This is a genomic window from Paradesertivirga mongoliensis (genome assembly GCF_024436395.1).
GTDB classification, from domain to species: Bacteria; Bacteroidota; Bacteroidia; order Sphingobacteriales; family Sphingobacteriaceae; genus Paradesertivirga; species Paradesertivirga mongoliensis.
Map to the genome: position 1 here is coordinate 95169 of NZ_JAFMZO010000002.1, position 17258 is coordinate 112426.

29 protein-coding genes are annotated in these 17258 nt (G+C 43.8%); 23 read left to right on the forward strand and 6 right to left on the reverse strand.

Translation table 11 applies throughout. The features are described from left to right. The first annotated feature begins 6 nt into the window (after positions 1 to 6). From J3P43_RS19670 to J3P43_RS06270, 14 genes are all read left to right on the forward strand, one after another. Entirely contained in the window at positions 7 to 570 is a 564-nt protein-coding gene (locus tag J3P43_RS19670; RefSeq protein WP_255900388.1) for a response regulator transcription factor, read from the forward strand. Positions 571 to 626: 56 nt separating this feature from the next. Further along, complete coding sequence (locus J3P43_RS06210; protein WP_255900391.1) at positions 627 to 992, forward strand: hypothetical protein; 366 nt, start codon at positions 627 to 629, stop codon at positions 990 to 992. Beyond that, positions 989 to 1249, forward strand: coding sequence for a hypothetical protein (locus J3P43_RS06215; protein WP_255900393.1), 261 nt, complete (start codon positions 989 to 991; stop codon positions 1247 to 1249). Before J3P43_RS06210 ends, J3P43_RS06215 begins: the two co-directional genes overlap by 4 nt. Positions 1250 to 1497: 248 nt before the next feature. After that, the gene (locus tag J3P43_RS06220; RefSeq protein ID WP_255900395.1) at positions 1498 to 1653 is read left to right on the forward strand and encodes a hypothetical protein; all 156 of its coding nucleotides are present in this window, start codon (positions 1498 to 1500) and stop codon (positions 1651 to 1653) included. A 322-nt stretch (positions 1654 to 1975) separates the two neighbouring features. Beyond that, positions 1976 to 2344 carry a hypothetical protein gene (locus tag J3P43_RS06225; protein ID WP_255900397.1) on the forward strand — a complete coding sequence of 123 codons (369 nt, stop codon included), beginning with the start codon at positions 1976 to 1978 and terminating at the stop codon, positions 2342 to 2344. Then, complete coding sequence (locus J3P43_RS06230) at positions 2341 to 2730, forward strand: hypothetical protein (RefSeq protein ID WP_255900400.1); 390 nt, start codon at positions 2341 to 2343, stop codon at positions 2728 to 2730. Before J3P43_RS06225 ends, J3P43_RS06230 begins: the two co-directional genes overlap by 4 nt. Positions 2731 to 2733: 3 nt before the next feature. Beyond that, positions 2734 to 3462 (forward strand): DnaB-like helicase N-terminal domain-containing protein, encoded by a 729-nt coding sequence (locus tag J3P43_RS06235; RefSeq protein ID WP_255900402.1) that lies wholly within the window; start codon positions 2734 to 2736, stop codon positions 3460 to 3462. Between the two features lie 3 nt (positions 3463 to 3465). Further along, positions 3466 to 3690 carry a hypothetical protein gene (locus J3P43_RS06240; RefSeq protein ID WP_255900404.1) on the forward strand — a complete coding sequence of 75 codons (225 nt, stop codon included), beginning with the start codon at positions 3466 to 3468 and terminating at the stop codon, positions 3688 to 3690. 3 nt (positions 3691 to 3693) lie between these two features. Beyond that, positions 3694 to 5136: a DUF3987 domain-containing protein gene (locus tag J3P43_RS06245; RefSeq protein ID WP_255900406.1), complete on the forward strand. Its 1443-nt coding sequence runs from the start codon at positions 3694 to 3696 to the stop codon at positions 5134 to 5136. A 13-nt stretch (positions 5137 to 5149) separates the two neighbouring features. Next, positions 5150 to 5704: a hypothetical protein gene (locus J3P43_RS06250; RefSeq protein ID WP_255900408.1), complete on the forward strand. Its 555-nt coding sequence runs from the start codon at positions 5150 to 5152 to the stop codon at positions 5702 to 5704. Positions 5705 to 5746: 42 nt separating this feature from the next. Further along, a complete protein-coding gene (locus tag J3P43_RS06255; RefSeq protein WP_255900410.1) occupies positions 5747 to 6064 on the forward strand; it encodes a hypothetical protein in 318 nt (105 codons plus the stop codon). Next, positions 6061 to 6255, forward strand: coding sequence for a hypothetical protein (locus tag J3P43_RS06260; protein WP_255900412.1), 195 nt, complete (start codon positions 6061 to 6063; stop codon positions 6253 to 6255). The genes J3P43_RS06255 and J3P43_RS06260 overlap by 4 nt, the downstream gene beginning before the upstream one ends. Beyond that, positions 6245 to 7447: a phosphoadenosine phosphosulfate reductase domain-containing protein gene (locus J3P43_RS06265; RefSeq protein ID WP_255900414.1), complete on the forward strand. Its 1203-nt coding sequence runs from the start codon at positions 6245 to 6247 to the stop codon at positions 7445 to 7447. Before J3P43_RS06260 ends, J3P43_RS06265 begins: the two co-directional genes overlap by 11 nt. Before the next feature lie 2 nt (positions 7448 to 7449). Then, positions 7450 to 7671 (forward strand): hypothetical protein, encoded by a 222-nt coding sequence (locus J3P43_RS06270; RefSeq protein ID WP_255900416.1) that lies wholly within the window; start codon positions 7450 to 7452, stop codon positions 7669 to 7671. Positions 7672 to 7754: 83 nt separating this feature from the next. Here J3P43_RS06270 and J3P43_RS06275 read toward each other — a convergent pair whose 3' ends face one another. After that, positions 7755 to 8237: a hypothetical protein gene (locus J3P43_RS06275; protein ID WP_255900418.1), complete on the reverse strand. Its 483-nt coding sequence runs from the start codon at positions 8235 to 8237 to the stop codon at positions 7755 to 7757. 271 nt (positions 8238 to 8508) lie between these two features. Here J3P43_RS06275 and J3P43_RS06280 point away from each other — a divergent pair, with 271 nt between their 5' ends. After that, complete coding sequence (locus J3P43_RS06280) at positions 8509 to 8712, forward strand: DUF6965 family protein (RefSeq protein WP_255900420.1); 204 nt, start codon at positions 8509 to 8511, stop codon at positions 8710 to 8712. Positions 8713 to 8743: 31 nt separating this feature from the next. Further along, entirely contained in the window at positions 8744 to 9472 is a 729-nt protein-coding gene (locus tag J3P43_RS06285; RefSeq protein WP_255900422.1) for a DNA-formamidopyrimidine glycosylase family protein, read from the forward strand. Here J3P43_RS06285 and J3P43_RS06290 read toward each other — a convergent pair. From J3P43_RS06290 to J3P43_RS06305, 4 genes are read right to left on the reverse strand one after another with little or no spacing between them, the layout of a single operon-like run. Continuing rightward, positions 9461 to 10312: a DUF72 domain-containing protein gene (locus J3P43_RS06290; protein WP_255900424.1), complete on the reverse strand. Its 852-nt coding sequence runs from the start codon at positions 10310 to 10312 to the stop codon at positions 9461 to 9463. The genes J3P43_RS06285 and J3P43_RS06290 overlap by 12 nt on opposite strands. Next, positions 10312 to 11007: an SOS response-associated peptidase gene (locus J3P43_RS06295; protein ID WP_255900426.1), complete on the reverse strand. Its 696-nt coding sequence runs from the start codon at positions 11005 to 11007 to the stop codon at positions 10312 to 10314. Before J3P43_RS06295 ends, J3P43_RS06290 begins: the two co-directional genes overlap by 1 nt. Positions 11008 to 11010: 3 nt before the next feature. After that, positions 11011 to 11241 (reverse strand): hypothetical protein, encoded by a 231-nt coding sequence (locus J3P43_RS06300; RefSeq protein WP_255900428.1) that lies wholly within the window; start codon positions 11239 to 11241, stop codon positions 11011 to 11013. Positions 11242 to 11277: 36 nt separating this feature from the next. Continuing rightward, positions 11278 to 11520, reverse strand: coding sequence for a hypothetical protein (locus J3P43_RS06305; RefSeq protein ID WP_255900430.1), 243 nt, complete (start codon positions 11518 to 11520; stop codon positions 11278 to 11280). A gap of 109 nt (positions 11521 to 11629) precedes the next feature. Here J3P43_RS06305 and J3P43_RS06310 point away from each other — a divergent pair, with 109 nt between their 5' ends. Both J3P43_RS06310 and J3P43_RS06315 read left to right on the forward strand, forming a co-directional pair. Continuing rightward, entirely contained in the window at positions 11630 to 12214 is a 585-nt protein-coding gene (locus J3P43_RS06310; protein WP_255900432.1) for a hypothetical protein, read from the forward strand. Positions 12215 to 12244: 30 nt separating this feature from the next. Further along, positions 12245 to 12676, forward strand: coding sequence for a hypothetical protein (locus J3P43_RS06315; RefSeq protein WP_255900434.1), 432 nt, complete (start codon positions 12245 to 12247; stop codon positions 12674 to 12676). A gap of 3 nt (positions 12677 to 12679) precedes the next feature. On the opposite strand, the gene J3P43_RS06320 is transcribed toward J3P43_RS06315, so the two are convergent. Beyond that, on the reverse strand, positions 12680 to 13576 hold the full coding sequence (locus J3P43_RS06320) for a hypothetical protein (protein WP_255900436.1): 897 nt from the start codon (positions 13574 to 13576) through the stop codon (positions 12680 to 12682). 115 nt (positions 13577 to 13691) lie between these two features. Here J3P43_RS06320 and J3P43_RS06325 point away from each other — a divergent pair, with 115 nt between their 5' ends. Genes J3P43_RS06325 through J3P43_RS06345 form a run of 5 tightly spaced genes read left to right on the forward strand, consistent with a single transcriptional unit; the run spans position 13692 to position 17172 of the window. Further along, positions 13692 to 14804 (forward strand): head maturation protease, ClpP-related, encoded by a 1113-nt coding sequence (locus J3P43_RS06325; RefSeq protein WP_255900438.1) that lies wholly within the window; start codon positions 13692 to 13694, stop codon positions 14802 to 14804. 11 nt (positions 14805 to 14815) lie between these two features. Then, positions 14816 to 16021, forward strand: a complete 1206-nt coding sequence (locus J3P43_RS06330) for a hypothetical protein (RefSeq protein WP_255900440.1) — start codon at positions 14816 to 14818, stop codon at positions 16019 to 16021. A 52-nt stretch (positions 16022 to 16073) separates the two neighbouring features. Next, positions 16074 to 16400: a hypothetical protein gene (locus J3P43_RS06335; RefSeq protein WP_255900443.1), complete on the forward strand. Its 327-nt coding sequence runs from the start codon at positions 16074 to 16076 to the stop codon at positions 16398 to 16400. A 4-nt stretch (positions 16401 to 16404) separates the two neighbouring features. Next, on the forward strand, positions 16405 to 16968 hold the full coding sequence (locus J3P43_RS06340) for a hypothetical protein (protein WP_255900445.1): 564 nt from the start codon (positions 16405 to 16407) through the stop codon (positions 16966 to 16968). A gap of 3 nt (positions 16969 to 16971) precedes the next feature. Continuing rightward, positions 16972 to 17172: a hypothetical protein gene (locus J3P43_RS06345; RefSeq protein WP_255900448.1), complete on the forward strand. Its 201-nt coding sequence runs from the start codon at positions 16972 to 16974 to the stop codon at positions 17170 to 17172. Positions 17173 to 17258 lie beyond the last annotated feature (86 nt).

Below are 17258 nucleotides of genomic sequence, written 5' to 3' on the forward strand. Positions count from 1 at the left end.
AATCTGGTGGATAACAGACAATCACTCCCTCCTGGACTAGTGGACAATGCAGTTGAATTCTTCATTCACCAGCACGAAATTAAATGCCTGTATCTGGGTAATGTATACACGTTCGATCAGCTTCCTGAATTTGTGGTGGCGATAGTTGAACAGGATATGCTTTCTAACCCGAAAGCGATGCAAGCCCTTGCCAGCTGGGATATCACCGATCCACTTGAACAAATGCGGCAGTACATTGCCTGCAGGTTTGGCGGCTTTGATAATAATCCGGATATCTCAACCAAAGGCGAGGTTCTCCCGGCCGAGTATGTGGATTGCGGCCGTCGTGGTAAATGCCCTTACGAGGGGAAACTTTGCAACTCTATCCAGTTGCCCCACGGCTTACTTACTAAGCGAGAAATCGAAGTGCTTAAAGAAATCGGTCTAGGATCGTACGATAAAGAAATCTGCGAGAAACTTTCAATTACTCAGGATACGCTGAGAACTCATAAAGAACATATTTCAACGAAAGCTGGGATAGAACGCAAGCCGGCACTTGCAGTTCTCGCTTACAAATTAGGATTGATTTAAAAACAAAAAAGTCCCGCTCGGCAAAAGCAGGACTCTAAAATTAAATTTTTGAACTGATGATTCAACAAGCTGAACAAGTGCAGGCGGCAATGGTTTTGCCAAATGTAAAATTTCTTCCTTCCGAAATTATTCAAAAACTTTCTTCGCTTTGCGAGAACAGAAATCACGCTTTAAATGCGTATCCGCATGCTAAAGGTGCTGCCGAAAAGTTCGCGACTATTGCTTACATCCGGGTATCGTTAAACCATGCCCGCGGTTGCCTTAACCCGAAAGACTCGGCGAAAATCTGTTTAAACCTCGAATTGCTTTTCAACCGAATTGCACCATCAGCCACTTCTTCACTTTGCAAAAATTACTTCAAGCGGCTTAACCCGCTAATGGATAACTGTCGCGCTTACTTAAACCGGAGGGCTCAGGTATGAATATCGAAGCAGTTGCCGATATGCTGAAATCCTACGCCTTGCAGGGCGATTTGATCAACAACCTGGCGGATACCATTAAATGGCACAGTCACAATCCGCAATTACAGCAGATCCTCGAAAGCAGGATACAGGAAATTAAGCGTGACCAGGACGAAACCTTCCGCTTGCTTTCTGAGGAGTTTCTGGATCTGGACATCATAGAAATCATTTCAAGTATTAAAGAACCCTGCCCGGCTTTCAGGAGCGGCAGAGGCTAAAGTCTTCACCGGAATAATTGGTTAGTTAAAAACAAAGCAGCGCTGGGGAGCGCCTGAGTTTGGAAAAGGGAAATCCGGTGCCGGTGCCGGAGCATTTAAGATGAGGAAATGGTAATCCTAAACTTACCTCGATGAGGATGCCGGTTGATGTTCTCAGTCCGCAGGACTTTAAGCTCGTTCTTTTTTTCACTCCCGGTTCCCGTGAAGGCCGGGAGTATTTCACTCTAAAAACCAAAAATCTAAATATTATGAATCAAGCAAACACCATCCTATTCTGCCTGGCAGCATTATTTATTATAGGTGTAGGTATTGGATACCTCATCAGCTACCGCGATAAACATAAAGACGATCGTGAATACCAAAACTGGAAGAACACCACCAGGAAGGGAGCCAGCAATGTATAATTTTTTCCCGATTCCAGAGAGCGAAGATGTGCGGGTTGTATGCCCAGAGTGTAAAGTGAAGCAGAACGGCATAGTAAAGTATGCAAACGGCCCTATCTGGGTAACACAAGACCAAAAGGCCGATGTTTCACGAGTTGCTTACACAAACGTTATCGAAGGCACACCATACATTCTCTGCTGTATATCCAGCTGTCAACATTTAATTGCTGGCGATGAACTCGAAGAAGCCACCCGTCACGTTGTGAAGTTCCCTTCCGACTTGCGGAACCCGCCTTACGCTATCCTTTCGCAATGTAAGTCATCACACTAATTTTCACACACCATGACCAAAGAAGAGCTAAATTTCAATTACATCTACGGCACCATATTCAGCGCCGATACCACGGCCGAATATGCCGAATCGCTGGCTACCATTTTAAACGAGCAGGGACAAAACTACGAGCGCAACCTGGCCGAACAAGCGGGTAAAGCTTGTACTAAGCTGGGCAACGCCCTCCGCCGTTTATTAACCAAAAACATGAACGACGAGCAGAAAGCCATTGCGCTGGCTGCGGTTGATCATCATAAGGATTTGGTGTATGATTTCTTTCTGCTCGACTGCAAGCAACAGCAACGGGTTAAAGGGCTGATAGCGAAGATGAAGAAGGAAGCTGCTTCGATGGAAGTGGTTAGAGAGGAGGTGGCAGCATGACGAGAATAAATCGGAGAGCTTTAATCGACGGCCACACGAAACCGGAATTCGGCAACCAGGATCACATCAAAATAATAAAGCAAGCGGAAGAATGGGTTAAGGACTTCAAAACGGGAATGGTCGACGTTTACGATTCACGTTGCATCATCGACCTCACGGTAAGTTTAAAATTTAAATGCCCTTGCTGTAATGGATGGGTAAATGAAGACTTTGAAGCAGATGATGTCGATAGTTACACAGACGTACAGGATGTTTTTCGCCAAAATAGAAACTCATTTTTTACATGTGGAGAGTGCAACAGCAAGTTCAAAATCATAAATGACAGAGAGTTGGTGTTACATCATAATACCCGAGAACTGGCACTACCTCAAACCGCTCAATCCTAGCCCATGCTATCCCGCACCTACATCGAACGAGCCATACTTGGCGCATGCCTTTACTGCGACGGTTTTCCGCAGGTGGCGCATATTCTTTCGGCTAAAAACTTCATCTCGTCTGCCGAGCACAAAAGCAGGGAGCTGTTTGAGGTGATGGCCAGTCTTTACCCCCACACTCCTATCGATCTGGTAACCGTGAGCGCCAAATACAAACAGATGCATCCGGTTGAAAGCGAACAAATGCTGATGCACTGGATTTTTGAGACCGCTAACGAAAAGGTGAACGCCAACGCCAATGTGATCAGCTGGGCTTTTACGCTGCTTCAACTGGATATCAATAATAAGTTTCGGGCGAAGCTGCAAGAATGGCGCGAAGTGCGAATTGCCAATCACGACCATGTGGAAGCTGCTTCGCTGCTCGAAATTCTCGAAGCTTCTAATGAGCCGGAAACGGTTTTCGATATGGTGGAGAATGCGATGGCCTATTTCGAGCACCATAACATGGAGGAAGAACTGGAAGGCACCCGCGAACTCTTCGGTCAGGTGAGCGACAAGTGCCGCAACATCAAAAAGGTGGAAAGCATTAAGGTGGCCCTGAAATACTTAATGAGCGTTACCGATTGCAGCAATAACCAGGTGAAACGCGAATGCAATGTTTTTGCCCAGGCGATTGCGGATATGATTAGTACAGGTGCTACTAATCCGAGATATACTGAGGCTGTGGAATTAATACTGAAATAGGCTATGACACAAAAAGAAGCGAGAATTCAAGCCTTGAGGCTAGCGACTGCATTACTATATGCCTGGGATGATGATAACTCTATGGGACACACTGGAAATGCTAAAGACGCTGAAAAGCTGACTGTTGAAATGCATAAAATCGCTCGAACCATCCTAATTAAGGCTGAATATTTCGGTGCCTTTGACATTCACAACGGAGTTGCAAACGATAAAAAGCAAACATTTTAACCCATGGGATTCCACGACTGGATAAATACCAACCGCTCCACCGAAGTAAGCACCGCCACAACAAGCGACCTCCGTCATGAGCTTGAAAAGCGCGACAGCCAAAACAATGTTTTCCCTCTGGAAATCTTTCATCCCAACATAAAGCCTTTTTTAAACGAGCTGCACACTAAATACGATATCCCGCGCTCGTACATCGGCCTCAGCATGCTTATCACCTACAGCACCGCTATTGGTACGGCTTACGCTGTTTCGCGCAATGGAAGCGATAGAATGACGCTTTGCTGCTGGGGTTGCTTTAATGGTATATCCTCCTCCGGAAAGAGTTTGGCCATGGATATGTGTATGGCTCCGCTTAACGAACTACAGAATGATTTGGATGCTGAATGGGATGCCGAAACGAAAGGCATTACCGACGATGCCCGCATGCGAAAGTTTATTAAAATGATTATCTACCGCGATGCGTACATCCCGACGCTGATCAGGAGTATTATGCCTTTTAACCCGAAGGGAGTTTTGAAGGATAGTGACGAGATTCTGGAATGGATTAACGGACTGAACTCGCTGGGCAAAAAAGAAAGCACAGACGAGCAGTTCTGGATCTCGGCATGGGACGGCAGGAAGTACTCGGCCATCCGCTCTGGAAACCAGAAGACCAACATCCCCCGCGTATTTACCAATGTGGTGGGCGGAATTCAGCCGGATTTGCTCTACAAACTCTTTAAAAACGACCGTGGAAGCAGTGGTTTTATCTTCCGCTTGCTGTTCTCCTCTCCCGAAGTATTCAAAATTGCTCAGCCTGAGCCTGGTTACGATATCCCCTACGAATTGAAGCAGATGCACGCCAACCATGTAAAACGCATGTGGACGGATTTGCCGGTGGAGGATGGTTACGAAGAACCGAAAGTGTGCATTATGACTAAAGAAGCTACTTCGCTGATTGATACCTGGCAACGCAACAAGGCCAACGAGATTAACCAGATACGCGATACCCGCGAAATGAACGTGCACTCGGGGATTCTGGGGAAGATGAAAGCGTATGCTTATCGCTTTGCCGGGATTCTGGCCGTGAGTGATTTTGCTTTTGAGGCTTACAAAAATACCGCTAACGTATTTGTCAACGAGTTTGGCAATCTGGACCGCTCGAATGTATTCTACCCTAACGAACTGCCCATCACCGAGAAGCTTATGGAGCGGGCTATTATGGCCGCTGAGTACTTCTTTAAAAGTGCGGTGGATATTTATGAGGCGGTGGATAATTCGATTACAGCACCGCTGGAAGTGATGCAGATGGCGGCACTGGTAAAAGCCGGCCGCAGCATTCAATTTATTGCTGATGCCCTACTTGATAAACGATTAACTCCTAAAGCCCGCAAGAGCGCCATGAACCGGAAGCTTAAGAAAGCGATTCTGGATTATCCGAAGGTGTTTGGTGCGGTGAATAATTAGAAACCTGAATAATATGACACATAAAGACTTGATTCTGCCCGCATATAGATGGGTTTTAAAAAACGGCTCATGCGGTGTTGCATTTAAAGAACTGAATACAATAGCGGGCGAATACCCTGATGTTATTGGTTTCGGTAGTTGGGGAAACAGCGTTTTACTGGAATGTAAGGCAACGCGTTCAGATTTCCTGTGTGATAAAAAGAAATCATTTAGGAAATATCCGGAGCGCGGGATGGGAAAATACCGGTATTACGTCTGCCCGACTGGACTTATTAAGAAGGAAGAACTTCCCGACGGCTGGGGACTTATCTATGTAGACCACAAATTTAAGGCGAGATGCGTGTACAATCCATACAATCGGTACATGGGAGCATCGGGTATGCAATTAGGCCACCCTGGCTTTAAGCAGAACCTACAAGCTGAGCATTCACTGATGTACTCAGCCCTCAGAAGATTATATATCAAAGGGCACATAGATTCAATTTACGATAAGGAATACGTGCGAGATTTTGAAGAAGATTTTACAGCCAAATCGGAATATACAGGGCCAACTTTATTCAAGAATTAACGCACTAAAACTCATTTCCTACAACCGAAACGAATTCAAATCATGAAAAAGACACCAAAAACCACCTTAACACTATTAAAAACGCAGAAAAATAGCGTTCCAGCACCGTTTCAAATCGTTCCAAACGTGCCTTTTCAGGTACGTGAGAGGGGTATAATCGTTTCACATTTTGAAACGATGCCGTTCCAAATTTTGGAACGATTGACATATGCTAAGTTATTGATTATCAATTTACTAAACAGCCAAATGAAACGATTTGAAACGGCAAAAAACCACTTTAACGTGTTGATTTATAGCGTTTTTGCTGTCCTTTTAGGGAAAAGAAACCGTTTCGCTTTTTTAGAATGTAAAGGACTATGAAACAGTATAGCAACGGCGACCGAGTTAAGGCCATTGCCGGAAGATTGAAAGGCCGCACCGGAGAATTCATAAAGAACTACTCTTCCGTCTTTCCAGAATACTGCAGAGTGAAGCTCGATTTAAAAGGAAGAGAAAGAGAGCATAAAACAGTAATGGTATTAAAAACCGAAATCCAATTACATGAAGACTAACCCACAAACAAACCTATTCGAAGGATCGCGCAGGTTGCAAATGAATGAGAGCATTGAACTAACGATTCAATCGCTACATGCTTACGGGCCAAAGTACAACTATTGGTGCATGGCTTGGAGCGGTGGAAAAGACAGCACCACACTGGTAACATTAATTGTCTGGCTGATTATCTCAAAGAAAATAAACCCGCCCAAAAAGATTTACATAATGTATGCTGATACCAGGCTTGAACTTACGCCACTTTTCTATGCAGCTCAAACGATTATGGAAGAGCTGGCAGAGCACGGTTATAAGGTTGAGGTGGTGATGGCCGCAATGGAGAATAGGTTTTTGACTTATATACTCGGTCGCGGCGTTCCTCCTCCAAACAATGCCACATTCCGTTGGTGCACATCTCGAATTAAGATAGAACCGATGCAACACGCCTTAGAAAAGCTTGTGGGCGATTTAGGAGAAAAGGTTCTTATGCTTACAGGAGTGAGACAGGGGGAATCGGCAATCCGTGATGCACGCATTGTTTTATCGTGTTCTAAGAATGGATCAGAATGCGGCCAAGGTTGGTATCAGGAAACTTTACCCAAAGCGTTATGCGATACTTTGGCTCCAATACTTCACTGGCGCGTTTGCCATGTTTGGGAGTGGTTGAAGCATTGGGCACCGCTTCCGGAGTATGGCGATTTCTCGACTGAACTAATCGCTGATGCTTACGGAGGTGATGAAGCCGAAGAACTGAACGCCAGAACAGGCTGTATGGGTTGCCCATTGACAGATAAAGACACCGCTCTGGATAATTTGCTGAAAAAACCTAAGTGGGCATACCTATCACCTTTAAAGAGATTACGCCCAATTTATCGCGAACTAAGAAAACCACAAAACCGCCTGCGTAAAACCGGAAAGGAAATAACCAACGAACGCAACAAGCAACGAATGGGTCCGATTACGATGTCGGCCAGAGAATCGGCGTTCAACGAAATATTATCTATTCAGGACGAGATAAATGAAGCTGCGGAACTTACCGGTATGCCGAAGGTGTTTTTATTGAATCATGAGGAGCAGGAATTTATAAAAACATGCTGGGCAAATAACCTATGGCCGAACAAATGGACAGGCGAAGAGCCAACGGCTGATATTCCTATGGATACGGTTTATGCAGACGGATCTATTCAACCGCTTATCCAATTTGGTAATTAACCATGCACCTCTACCCCTACCCAAACCCCGCTCTTGAAACTTGCTGGCAGCACACCGAAGCAAAAAAGAGCTTCCGTGTAACCGGGATTTGGGGTAAAGGATTTTTGAATAATTACCAGGTAGTAAGTTATGAGCTTACGCCGCTGGCTGGTGGCAAAGTGCGGATTGTGCCGGTGGAGAAAATGAATGAAATGATAATGCATGAAACTTTAAAACTTTTATAGTGATAATGTTATAGCATGTAAGAAAAAACTATGGAACATCCACGTTATGTGTCTTTCGTTAATAAACTATTAATGGTAACAAATTAATTTCCTTGAATTGCTTCATCGTCCTCGAGTGACATTCTTTCAGACTTCTCTTTCCCCAACTTCTTCTCCAACAACCAAGCGATCCGCACCTGATGAAAAGCATCTTCAATTAGGTTAATTTTCTCGGTGAGTCCTTCGAATTCTTCTTTTGAAGCCCTTTCCTTAAGTTCCATCATTTCCTGTTTATACAGTTCTAGAAACCCCTCCTGGAAAATAGTCTCGTCCAGATTCCGTTCGGCATTATCCATCCAGCCCCAAATATGTTCTTGGGTGGCTACTTTTGCAACACGCAAGGCCCAGAGCACAGCACCATTTTTATAATCAGAACTCTCACAATAGAAGTACATAGCTCGCAATGCATGATAAGAGAGCTTTTTATGGTCTGACGACAACGATTCGAAATTCTTTTCAAATTGCTTAATTGTCTCATCGAAATTGAGCTTTTGGTTTGCGATCATCGTTGTAAATGTTAATCTCATATCTTTTTCTCTCCTTTTAAACGGGATATAAAAAGCTGCCCAAGAAACTAAGCCGATTAAACTTATTATCAATATAAAAATTGATAATTGAGCAGTCAGAATATCTGAAAAATAGTCTTTACTGATGTCAACCCTGGTAATAATCTTTTCGAGGCTGTCGATTTTTATTTCCTGATGATTAAGAATCCTATTTACTGAATCCTTTAATAGCGGAAGTGTTGTAGATTTGGGAACCATATATTTACTGTATAAAAGTAAATTAATAAAAACTATGTCAATCGCACAAATCGAACAATACTTTGCTACCACCCCAATCCCTAAAGAAGTTCAACTAAACCGTTCTACTAGAATTGTTGACACGGAGCTGTTTTTAAGTACTTCCTTGGCATATGCAAAGAAGCACGGGGAAAAAAGCCCAGGCTACGAGCATTTGATGCAGATGTACACTCATCTCACAAAACCTGAAGGAGAATAAACACTTCCAACCCTTCCCCTGTTAAAAAGAAATGCCAGAAGCCCCTACCGTATTACTCCTCGCAGAGCAAACCAAACAGTTTATTGGTCAGAAAGTATTGAGTGCCGAGGGAAAGGCATCGAAGTTTGATAAGTCGCGACTGGTGGGCCAGCCGGTTACTGCGGTTAAAACTTTTGGCAAGGAGCTGCTGATTTGTTTTCCGGATTTTACGCTCAGGGTGCACCTGATGCTATTTGGTTCGTATACCATCAACAATCACAAAAACGGCATTTTACATCTTGGCCTCGAATTCCAGAAAGGAGAACTGAACTTTTATGCTTGCGATACCAGGTTAATTGAAGAACCATTGGAAGAAGCATATGATTTTAGGCGGGAGGTGATGAACGAGCGGTTTGATAAGAAACTGGCACTCTCTGATCTTAAGAAAAAACCAAAGCTAGCAATTGTGGATGCGCTGATCGATCAGAACCTGTTCGCCGGCATTGGCAACAAGATCCGGAATGAAGTGCTTTTTTTAGTGGGTGTGCATCCGCTAAGCAAAGTAAACGCTATTGACGATGATAAACTGATGGAGATTATTGAGGCCTGCGTTACGTTTATGTTCCGGATGTTTGAATGGAAGAAAGCCGGCGTGCAGGATGAGAACCTGGTGATCTATAAACGCGAGGAATGTCCGCGGGATAAAATGCCGGTGATTGCTGAGAAATTAGGATCGCGGGTGATTTATTATTGTGATAAGTGCCAGGAACTATACGAGTAAGTCTTTAAAAACTTCGCGGGCGGTGAGTTGTGATACATAAAAAGCATCGTTTTCCCACTGATTGAGGGTAAAATAAACTTCCTTAATGCCTTTTGCTTTCCAGTTTAGAATTTTATCACGCCATGCTTCCATGCGCTGGCGGTCGGTTGGATGGTTGCTATAGCCATTGAACCGGATATGCACGCTGTCGGTTGTTAAACTAGTATGCACCACATCGCGCCGGCCGGCTGAGTCGGTAATGATTAAACCAATGTTTAAATCGGTTAGCAGATCGGTGATTCGCCGGAAAACTTCAGGCTCAAACCAGTCGGGATGTCTAAACTCAACGTTGCATTTAAAGTCTTCTGGCAGCGAAACCAAATACTCTTCTAGTACATCAAAATGCTTTGATGCAAAATTATCGCTTAATTGAAAGAAGCAAGGTCCTAAGGCGGCACCGAACTCTGAAATCACTTCAATAAAGTTATTGGTAGCGGCCTGTGCGTTTTTTAATCGCCTGATGTGCGTGATCTCCCTGCTGATCTTAGGTGTAAACTTGAAATCTGGATATGGCTTGGCTTTCTCTGCCCAGATTCGAACCTGATCTGCTTTGGGCAGTTGATAGAATACTGCGTTTAATTCGATGTAATTAAAGTGCTTAAGGTATTCATCGAAAAATAAAGATTCTTTTAATCGTTCAGGATAAAGTGTACCAACCCATTCTTTACGTCCCCAGCGGGCAGCGCCGAAGTAAAATTTAAAATCAGGGCTTGCCTGACCTGGTAATATGGAGTCGTCGCCTTCTGGCAATGAGAAATCAATAGTATCAAGATCAGTAGATGGTAGAAATCCGAATTCCATTATTTAAATACTACGTGTTCAAATTCTTCCCTATTCCCAACCTGATCTATTTTAAACGATTCGAGAAAGTCTTCGGGTTTGGGTTGTATTACTTTGAGCCGCTCCTCTAAAGATAATTCTTTATTTAGCCAGATGGATGATCCTTCGTCAGTCAAGAAAGCCGGCATTCTATCGTGAATCTTTCCCCAGGCTTCAACAGCATCATGAGTTATAACTGCGCAGGTCTTGATTACTTCGCCGGTTACTTTATTTATCCATGGCGAATACAGGCCAGCAAGCAGGGTAAAGTCTTGATTCTTGGCACGAATGAAATGTGGTTGCTTTTTCTTCTTCTTCTTTTTCTCGTCGGCCCATTCATCTAACTCCTCCCATTCGTAATAACCATCGGTAATCACAACGCAATGGTTTTTCCCGAGCAATGGCTTCCATAGCTTCGATTCGAAGAGCTTGTCGTACCGGGCGTTAAAGGTGGAAATGTTATGTATGGGTTTACCGGTTGCGGGATCTGCCTTTGTATACCAAGGCAGCAGCGACCAGCTCATAAAATCAAGCTCGCCGGGGCTATCGTTAGCGATAACCGGAACTCCGCCGGTGGGTGGCACGTTAATATCCTTTACCCACTCCCTACCGGTGGGCTTGAGATTATACGCTTCTAATAAAAGATCCCGCTCGGGTACCGCTACTCTGCCGCACATATTTTAATCGTAATGTGATTCAATACCACGGCCAATGGCTTCGGCATCAGCATCCGTCATGTTGCTGTCGTTCCACTGCCATTGTTCGTTTTCATCCATCGTTAAATCTCCAACTTTTACACCACCGAGCAAAACTAGAAATTCGGAATCAAGGGGCTCTGTACCAGTGTTCGGTATCACTTGAAATGAATAATCGCCATGTTGAACATAGAAAGGCTCATCGTAAGGTTCCATAATTACAATAATAATTAATTCTTCGGTTTGTTTAAGCTATTCTTCGACCCACTTTTTGAGCACTTCTTCAAACAGCGCTTCGGGCACCAGGTAAAAACCCTCTACCGTTTTTTTCGATATAGCTGTCTCCCATAAATATTTATAATCCCGTTGCTGCTGTTTACAAACAGCGTCGGCGGTATCTTTAGATTGGTAAGCATTGGTCATTTGAACATCAGGGCTTATCACCTGTTTATCTTTACAGACAAAATACATCTTCCTGAACTTATATTTCCCCATACACAAAACTACCCACCAATTTTGTTTTTGCTTTGATGATAAATAAATTTTACATTTATAACGTCCTTTTCCCCCACAGTATTCCCCCATCGTTGCGCTATGAACTGTCATGGACGCAAAAATTCTTATCCCGGTAAAGCCACACATTAAAAAGTATCTCGAAATACAGTTCGGGCAATTAATAGTTGTATCGATGCGCGGTTACGTGCCTCTGCTACTGTTAAAGATGCTGCAGAAGTTTGCAAAGAAAGACCCGGGGACGGTACGGCCATCGCAAAAGCTTATTGATAATATTAACTACCTGGGCTTTCCGGTTTATATCGGTTCGTCTATCTACAATAAAAACGGTGCGTATATCTCGAACGAAGATTTAAAGAAATTTAATGATGCCGTTGATGATATGATTCACGACGAGCTGTACCGCTGGTGCCACCACCCCAACGCTACCGATATGGTGGTGGATTACAACATTCAACGCTTTCTGGATTTTTACGGCTTTAGTGAGGATGAGCTTCCGTTTGGAAATGTAAAACGCTGGTATTACCGCGAGCGCGAACGTATGAACGATCGGACTAAGCAAATAGAGCCATTTACCCCGACTGTTACTATTGAGTATTCGGAAGAGCCGAAAGGCAAGCAGGCTAAGGTGGTGCAGATGGTGGCTGCGCCGGTGCAGTTCGCGCTGGGCTTTTGACTTTTAACTTTTTAATTTTTACTTATAACCATGGAATACCACGAAGGCGATAACATCAGCTCGCTGGCCTCGGCCGAAATTGCAATGCACACAGATTTTAGCGGTTTTAACCCTGTTGTTTTTCACGACGGTAAAGGTTGGACCCGAATCCCATTTAAAGAAGGCAGCGGAAGTTTGTCGGTTAGAAAAATAGATTCTCCTAACGGGATTATCCACGACTATGCCGGCCGCATGTTTATGCCGCACTGGAACGAAGAGGATGAGAACGAGCTGGATCCGTTTCTTGGTCAGGTGGCGGTTGTACGCACGGTTGATATGAATGGTAAGGTGAGGATAATTGGTGCGCCTGGTTACGCGGTTACGCTGGAAACGAGCGGCGGTACGGGCGAGGGCTTTACTGCTGAGAATGGAACGGAGCTGCGGTTTAAGACGGAGCAGGTGTTTAGGGCTTTTAAGGAATAGATTCTATTTCTTTTTTTTAGGCTGAATTAATGCGTCTAACCCTACTTTTTTACTAAGCTCAGACATGCCAAAAATTGTAGCCGTTTCAGCAATGGAATCCATGTTAGCCGTAGAACTATTATGTGGTGATGAAGAGTTTGGACGATCTATACCAAGACCCCTATTAGACTCTTTCTGAAGATCATTTACGAGAGCTTCATTCGTCGCCTTAAGGACCTTTATTTCGTCGCCTAATTTTTTTATCTCTGAAAGGTAAGAATGTTCGTTCTTCTTATTATGCTCCGATATGCGTTCATTCGCCTGCGTCTGTACAGTTAAATTATCTTGGAGTGTAGTAAGACGCTTCTCATATTGCTCACTTATAAGTAAACGACCTTCCTGAGCTTTTAAATTCTGCTCCTGTAATTCTTTAATTACATCGGTATAATCCTTTCTCTCCTTCGCTGCATTTTCTGTAGCTGCTTTTAGAAGAGACTTTAAGTCCTCTACCTCTTTGTTTAGCTGATCGCGACTTTGGTGTTCGGCTTTCGCCTTTTCTTGTTCGATTTTCGCAACCTCAATAGATGTCCCCCTGGAAATTCTTCGTATCTCTTGACTGGTTGAAATAATAGCACGTTTTTCGGATGAGTGAGTGAGAATCGCTTCTAAAAGCCAGTTTATGTACGGTAATCCGATAAGATAGACTATCGCTAATGTAAGCGGCCAAACCAAAAGTAAGTCAATCCCTGCAAAGTTTTCTGTTACATAGGGAATACTCTCTTCTATCGGTTTTTTGGAAAATAGGATAGTGAATATTGCCTTCCAATTCACCACAATCCATGATAGAAAAAAGGCACCAACAAAAGGATTTCGAAGCCGCTCCCGAACCCCGGTCCGGACTTCATCAACTAGTTCTTTCATATATTTAGGTATGTAAATATACCATTTTCCCTGTCCTTTCCCTCCTCCTCGCGGTTGATGATTTTTGAGTTCAAGATTTTTAAGAGTCAGAATTCAAACATGATCAACCGCTTCAATGAAAAAACCTCTTCACTTAGTCGTTAGCAACGCGGCTGAGAAATCGGCTAAAATTTACTTATATGGTATTATAGGCGATTACTGGACTGATTCTCCATTAACAGCAGATCGTTTTGTTCGCGAGCTTACCGTACTGGAAGGTAAAGGTATTTCGCGGGTTGACGTGCATATCAATTCGGTTGGCGGTAGCGTGTTTGATGGTTTAGGTATTTGTAATGCCATTAAATCCAGCAAACTGGATATCCATACCTGGAACGACGGTTTAGCGGCCAGTATGGGTTCGGCTATTTTATGCAGTGCAAAAACTGGCAAACGCCATTTGGCAAAACAGTCGGTTACCATGATTCACAGCGCCAGTACAATTGCATGGGGCAACAGCCAGGATATGCAAGATACTGCCGACTATCTTAAAACATTCGACACGGTGTTGGCTGGCTTCTATTCGGATGCCTCCGGAAAAACGGTTGAAGAAATCCAAAAGCAATTTTTCGATTATAAAGACCACTGGTTAAGCGCTCAGGAAACGGAAGCGTTTGGTTTTGCAACGGTTGAGGATTATGAGTCGGAGGCAGAAGTGCCCGAGAACATCACCAATATGTCGTTCGATAAAGTTGCGGCCCTCTACAAATCAAATTTACCTACGAATTCACAAAAAACCGATATGGGATTATTAACTACAAACAAATTCAAAACTCTGTCCGCCCTGGCTAAAGTAGCAGTGGCCGACCTTACTGCTGATCAGCTTAAGCCAGTACAAGAGGAAATCGAAGCTGAAGGAATAAAAGGCGTGTCTATCGTTTTGGATGCCGATTTAAAAGAAACCATGGATGCCGCTGCAAAAGTGGAAGGGTTGGAAGCTGAGATTGTAACATTAAAGGCTTCGGCTGATAAGGTTACTGGTTTAGAGGCTCAGGTGGCTAAGATTGCTGGCTTGGAAGCTACAATCGCGGAGCAGAAAAAGAAATTGGATGCGGTGGTTACTGATCCGACTGCACCTAGTACTGAAGAAACGGATGAAACTCCGGGCGATGGTAAAAAGGATGAAGAAGTTCTAACGGCCATGGACAAGGAGATGAATTCAATTAATGCATTGTTCAACCTAATCCCTTAATAATAATACGTATGAAAAATTTATTCGATTTTTTTAAGTGTTTACTAGTGGTGAGCCTTTTGGCAACCGCTTTTAATCCATTGATTGGAATAGCCTTATTTGCGCTGTTCGTTGCCCTGCCGAAACGTGAGATGCCGGGTGTGTTTTCTGCCGATGTATCTCCGGATATTTCTAAAATCAGTACTTACATTGGTAAGGTAGCTAAGGGGTTACAGGCAAAGCTTTTCAACTCCATGGATATTGCGAAGGATATCTCACTGATACCTAACGTAAAAAATATCTTGGTAAGCACCCGTTTAACTGTTAAAAACGGGCCGAAGCCTTATACTGGTGTATTTAACCCCGTGGGTGATGATCTGGACTACGAGCCACGGACTTTAACTGTTGAGCCTTTTCAAAGGGATTTAATTGTGGATCCTCGTAAATACCGCACATCACACTTTGCTTACGAGCGTGGAGCCGGTGAAAGTTCTAAGAACAATAAGATTCCTTTTGAGGCTTTCACCATCAAAACGGTGTTGGAAAGCGATGCGGCTATATTCAACAACCTAACAGCCTTTAACGGTGTAGGTAAAGCAGCTTTCGCGGCGTTTAACGCTGGAATAACCTATGCTGTTGGTGCGAAAATTAAGTTCACGCTTAATAACGAGATGCAGTACTTCGTTTGTAAAACCGCAACCTTGGCAGGTGAAAGTCCTTCAACACATCCTGCAAAGTGGACTGAGTCTAACGCTCTTGCAATCTGCGAAGGTTTGGGAGTAAAGCTGATTGCAGGTCGTGCAGCTGCCGAAATCACGAAAGTTGTTTCTGCCGCTGGTAAAGATGCTTATCCTTTATTTAAAGAATTGTTCCGCGGTCATTCTGATGCTCGTAAAGCATTAGGTGTAAATATCTACGCTCCAACCAGTCGTGTTGAAGAGTTGATGGACGACTTTGAAAACAAAGTTGGTAAGTACACCGAGAATGATGGCAGCGGAAGGATGTACCTGGCTAATACCAGCAAAAAAGGCAGGATTGTTCCTGCTACCTGGATGAAGACTGGTGATCCTATGTTTTCCGGTCCTATCGACAACTTCCAAATCGGTACAGACCTATTGAGCGACTTCAATGAGGTTAACGTAATCCCTGATGTTTACACTTTGAAAATGGGTGTGGCTGGAGTAATTGGTTTCAATTACCAGGATGCGGAAGAGGTTGTAATGACTGACGAGGGATAACTAACAGATTAATTTATTGCCCCGGTTCAATCCGGGGCTAATTTATATCCAAATGGCAAACACAAAATTTGAAACTGTTGAAGCTGCAGTTGCTCACATCGAGGAGCTAAAAAAAGAGCTTTCTGAAACTAAGGAAAAGTTGAAAGTTGCCGAAAAGGCAAAGGCTGACGCTGAGCAAATTGCAGAAGATGCAGTAAAAAAAGCGAATCAGTTGGAAGATGCCCTTCCAAAGAAATTAACAGCAAAGGTTGACGGTAAAACTGTTGAGGTTTTATTCGGTGTTGATGGTTTAACAAAGGAAGAACTTGCAAAAGACCAGGCGAAGTTAAAGGTGCTGGTTAAATTCAAGTCGGGTGCTGTAAAAGTATTGGAGGATTAATCTGATGGATTACGCAACTATAACAAACCTCGCCATGAATTTTGGCGATGGCAAAGAAAACCCTTCCGGAGTTTCGGAAGTGGGATACTTTATTCCACTTAGCTTCTTTGTGGATGGTACAGGATTAAAAAAACCTGATCCCGCAGGCACTACGGCGGAGAGCCTGGTGGAAATCACCACCGACCACGTATTGAAAGCTGGCAAAGCACCTATACGCATCACTCCGATGTTCGAGAAATCGGGCATTAATTGGAAGCTTGCAGGTGAGCAGCTTTCTAAGATCTTCGAACAGGGTGTCGAGGTGTTTGTACCCGATAACTCTGCTGCATCCCTTGGTACAGCTGGTGCCATTAAAAACTATCGCGGTATTCTGTTGATTCAGAAAAACGATGGTAGTGGCGAATTCTGGCAGGTAGGTAGCGAAGGCTTAACGGCTAAAGTTATGGACATTGCTGGCGGTACTGGTGTTGGACCTACCGGAGAAGTGGGAAGCAAAGTAACGTTTCAATCGTACGGTATTATGCCTGTGTATGTTTACAAAGGCGAAGTACCTGCACCAGCGCCTTAATGTATGGCTAAGCTAAATTTTGAAATCAGTGCGCTGATCAAAGGTAAGTTTGAGGTGATAAACACTCATCTGCCGGTATTGCACAGTCGCATTGGTATGGTAGATTTCCGGACTATGACCGAAGAGCAGGCCGAAAGGCTTGTGGCTGCGGGAACCAGGTATCTGCGGAAAGTGAAAAAAGCTGGTAAGAAAGTCTCTTCATAATTTAGGTTTATAATTGGTTAGTTAAGTCCCGCTCATCGCAAGGTGAGTGGGATTTTTTTGTATGATAAATCCGCCGGATTAATTCT

Excerpts from the sequence above, each read along its gene's own strand:
- J3P43_RS06295 (WP_255900426.1), bottom strand. The coding sequence starts at position 11,007 with ATGTGCGGCAGAGTAGCGGTACCCGAGCGGGATCTTTTATTAGAAGCG.
- J3P43_RS06335 (WP_255900443.1), top strand. The coding sequence starts at position 16,074 with ATGGCAAACACAAAATTTGAAACTGTTGAAGCTGCAGTTGCTCACATC.
- J3P43_RS06285 (WP_255900422.1), top strand. The coding sequence starts at position 8,744 with ATGCCAGAAGCCCCTACCGTATTACTCCTCGCAGAGCAAACCAAACAG.
- J3P43_RS06330 (WP_255900440.1), top strand. The coding sequence starts at position 14,816 with ATGAAAAATTTATTCGATTTTTTTAAGTGTTTACTAGTGGTGAGCCTT.
- J3P43_RS06300 (WP_255900428.1), bottom strand. The coding sequence starts at position 11,241 with ATGGAACCTTACGATGAGCCTTTCTATGTTCAACATGGCGATTATTCA.
- J3P43_RS06320 (WP_255900436.1), bottom strand. The coding sequence starts at position 13,576 with ATGAAAGAACTAGTTGATGAAGTCCGGACCGGGGTTCGGGAGCGGCTT.
- J3P43_RS06235 (WP_255900402.1), top strand. The coding sequence starts at position 2,734 with ATGCTATCCCGCACCTACATCGAACGAGCCATACTTGGCGCATGCCTT.
- J3P43_RS06270 (WP_255900416.1), top strand. The coding sequence starts at position 7,450 with ATGCACCTCTACCCCTACCCAAACCCCGCTCTTGAAACTTGCTGGCAG.
- J3P43_RS06340 (WP_255900445.1), top strand. The coding sequence starts at position 16,405 with ATGGATTACGCAACTATAACAAACCTCGCCATGAATTTTGGCGATGGC.
- J3P43_RS06230 (WP_255900400.1), top strand. The coding sequence starts at position 2,341 with ATGACGAGAATAAATCGGAGAGCTTTAATCGACGGCCACACGAAACCG.
- J3P43_RS06315 (WP_255900434.1), top strand. The coding sequence starts at position 12,245 with ATGGAATACCACGAAGGCGATAACATCAGCTCGCTGGCCTCGGCCGAA.
- J3P43_RS06310 (WP_255900432.1), top strand. The coding sequence starts at position 11,630 with ATGGACGCAAAAATTCTTATCCCGGTAAAGCCACACATTAAAAAGTAT.
- J3P43_RS06220 (WP_255900395.1), top strand. The coding sequence starts at position 1,498 with ATGAATCAAGCAAACACCATCCTATTCTGCCTGGCAGCATTATTTATT.
- J3P43_RS06225 (WP_255900397.1), top strand. The coding sequence starts at position 1,976 with ATGACCAAAGAAGAGCTAAATTTCAATTACATCTACGGCACCATATTC.
- J3P43_RS06345 (WP_255900448.1), top strand. The coding sequence starts at position 16,972 with ATGGCTAAGCTAAATTTTGAAATCAGTGCGCTGATCAAAGGTAAGTTT.
- J3P43_RS06265 (WP_255900414.1), top strand. The coding sequence starts at position 6,245 with ATGAAGACTAACCCACAAACAAACCTATTCGAAGGATCGCGCAGGTTG.
- J3P43_RS06255 (WP_255900410.1), top strand. The coding sequence starts at position 5,747 with ATGAAAAAGACACCAAAAACCACCTTAACACTATTAAAAACGCAGAAA.
- J3P43_RS06275 (WP_255900418.1), bottom strand. The coding sequence starts at position 8,237 with ATGAGATTAACATTTACAACGATGATCGCAAACCAAAAGCTCAATTTC.
- J3P43_RS06260 (WP_255900412.1), top strand. The coding sequence starts at position 6,061 with ATGAAACAGTATAGCAACGGCGACCGAGTTAAGGCCATTGCCGGAAGA.
- J3P43_RS06245 (WP_255900406.1), top strand. The coding sequence starts at position 3,694 with ATGGGATTCCACGACTGGATAAATACCAACCGCTCCACCGAAGTAAGC.
- J3P43_RS06210 (WP_255900391.1), top strand. The coding sequence starts at position 627 with ATGATTCAACAAGCTGAACAAGTGCAGGCGGCAATGGTTTTGCCAAAT.
- J3P43_RS06280 (WP_255900420.1), top strand. The coding sequence starts at position 8,509 with ATGTCAATCGCACAAATCGAACAATACTTTGCTACCACCCCAATCCCT.
- J3P43_RS06325 (WP_255900438.1), top strand. The coding sequence starts at position 13,692 with ATGAAAAAACCTCTTCACTTAGTCGTTAGCAACGCGGCTGAGAAATCG.
- J3P43_RS06240 (WP_255900404.1), top strand. The coding sequence starts at position 3,466 with ATGACACAAAAAGAAGCGAGAATTCAAGCCTTGAGGCTAGCGACTGCA.
- J3P43_RS06305 (WP_255900430.1), bottom strand. The coding sequence starts at position 11,520 with ATGGGGAAATATAAGTTCAGGAAGATGTATTTTGTCTGTAAAGATAAA.
- J3P43_RS06290 (WP_255900424.1), bottom strand. The coding sequence starts at position 10,312 with ATGGAATTCGGATTTCTACCATCTACTGATCTTGATACTATTGATTTC.
- J3P43_RS06215 (WP_255900393.1), top strand. The coding sequence starts at position 989 with ATGAATATCGAAGCAGTTGCCGATATGCTGAAATCCTACGCCTTGCAG.
- J3P43_RS06250 (WP_255900408.1), top strand. The coding sequence starts at position 5,150 with ATGACACATAAAGACTTGATTCTGCCCGCATATAGATGGGTTTTAAAA.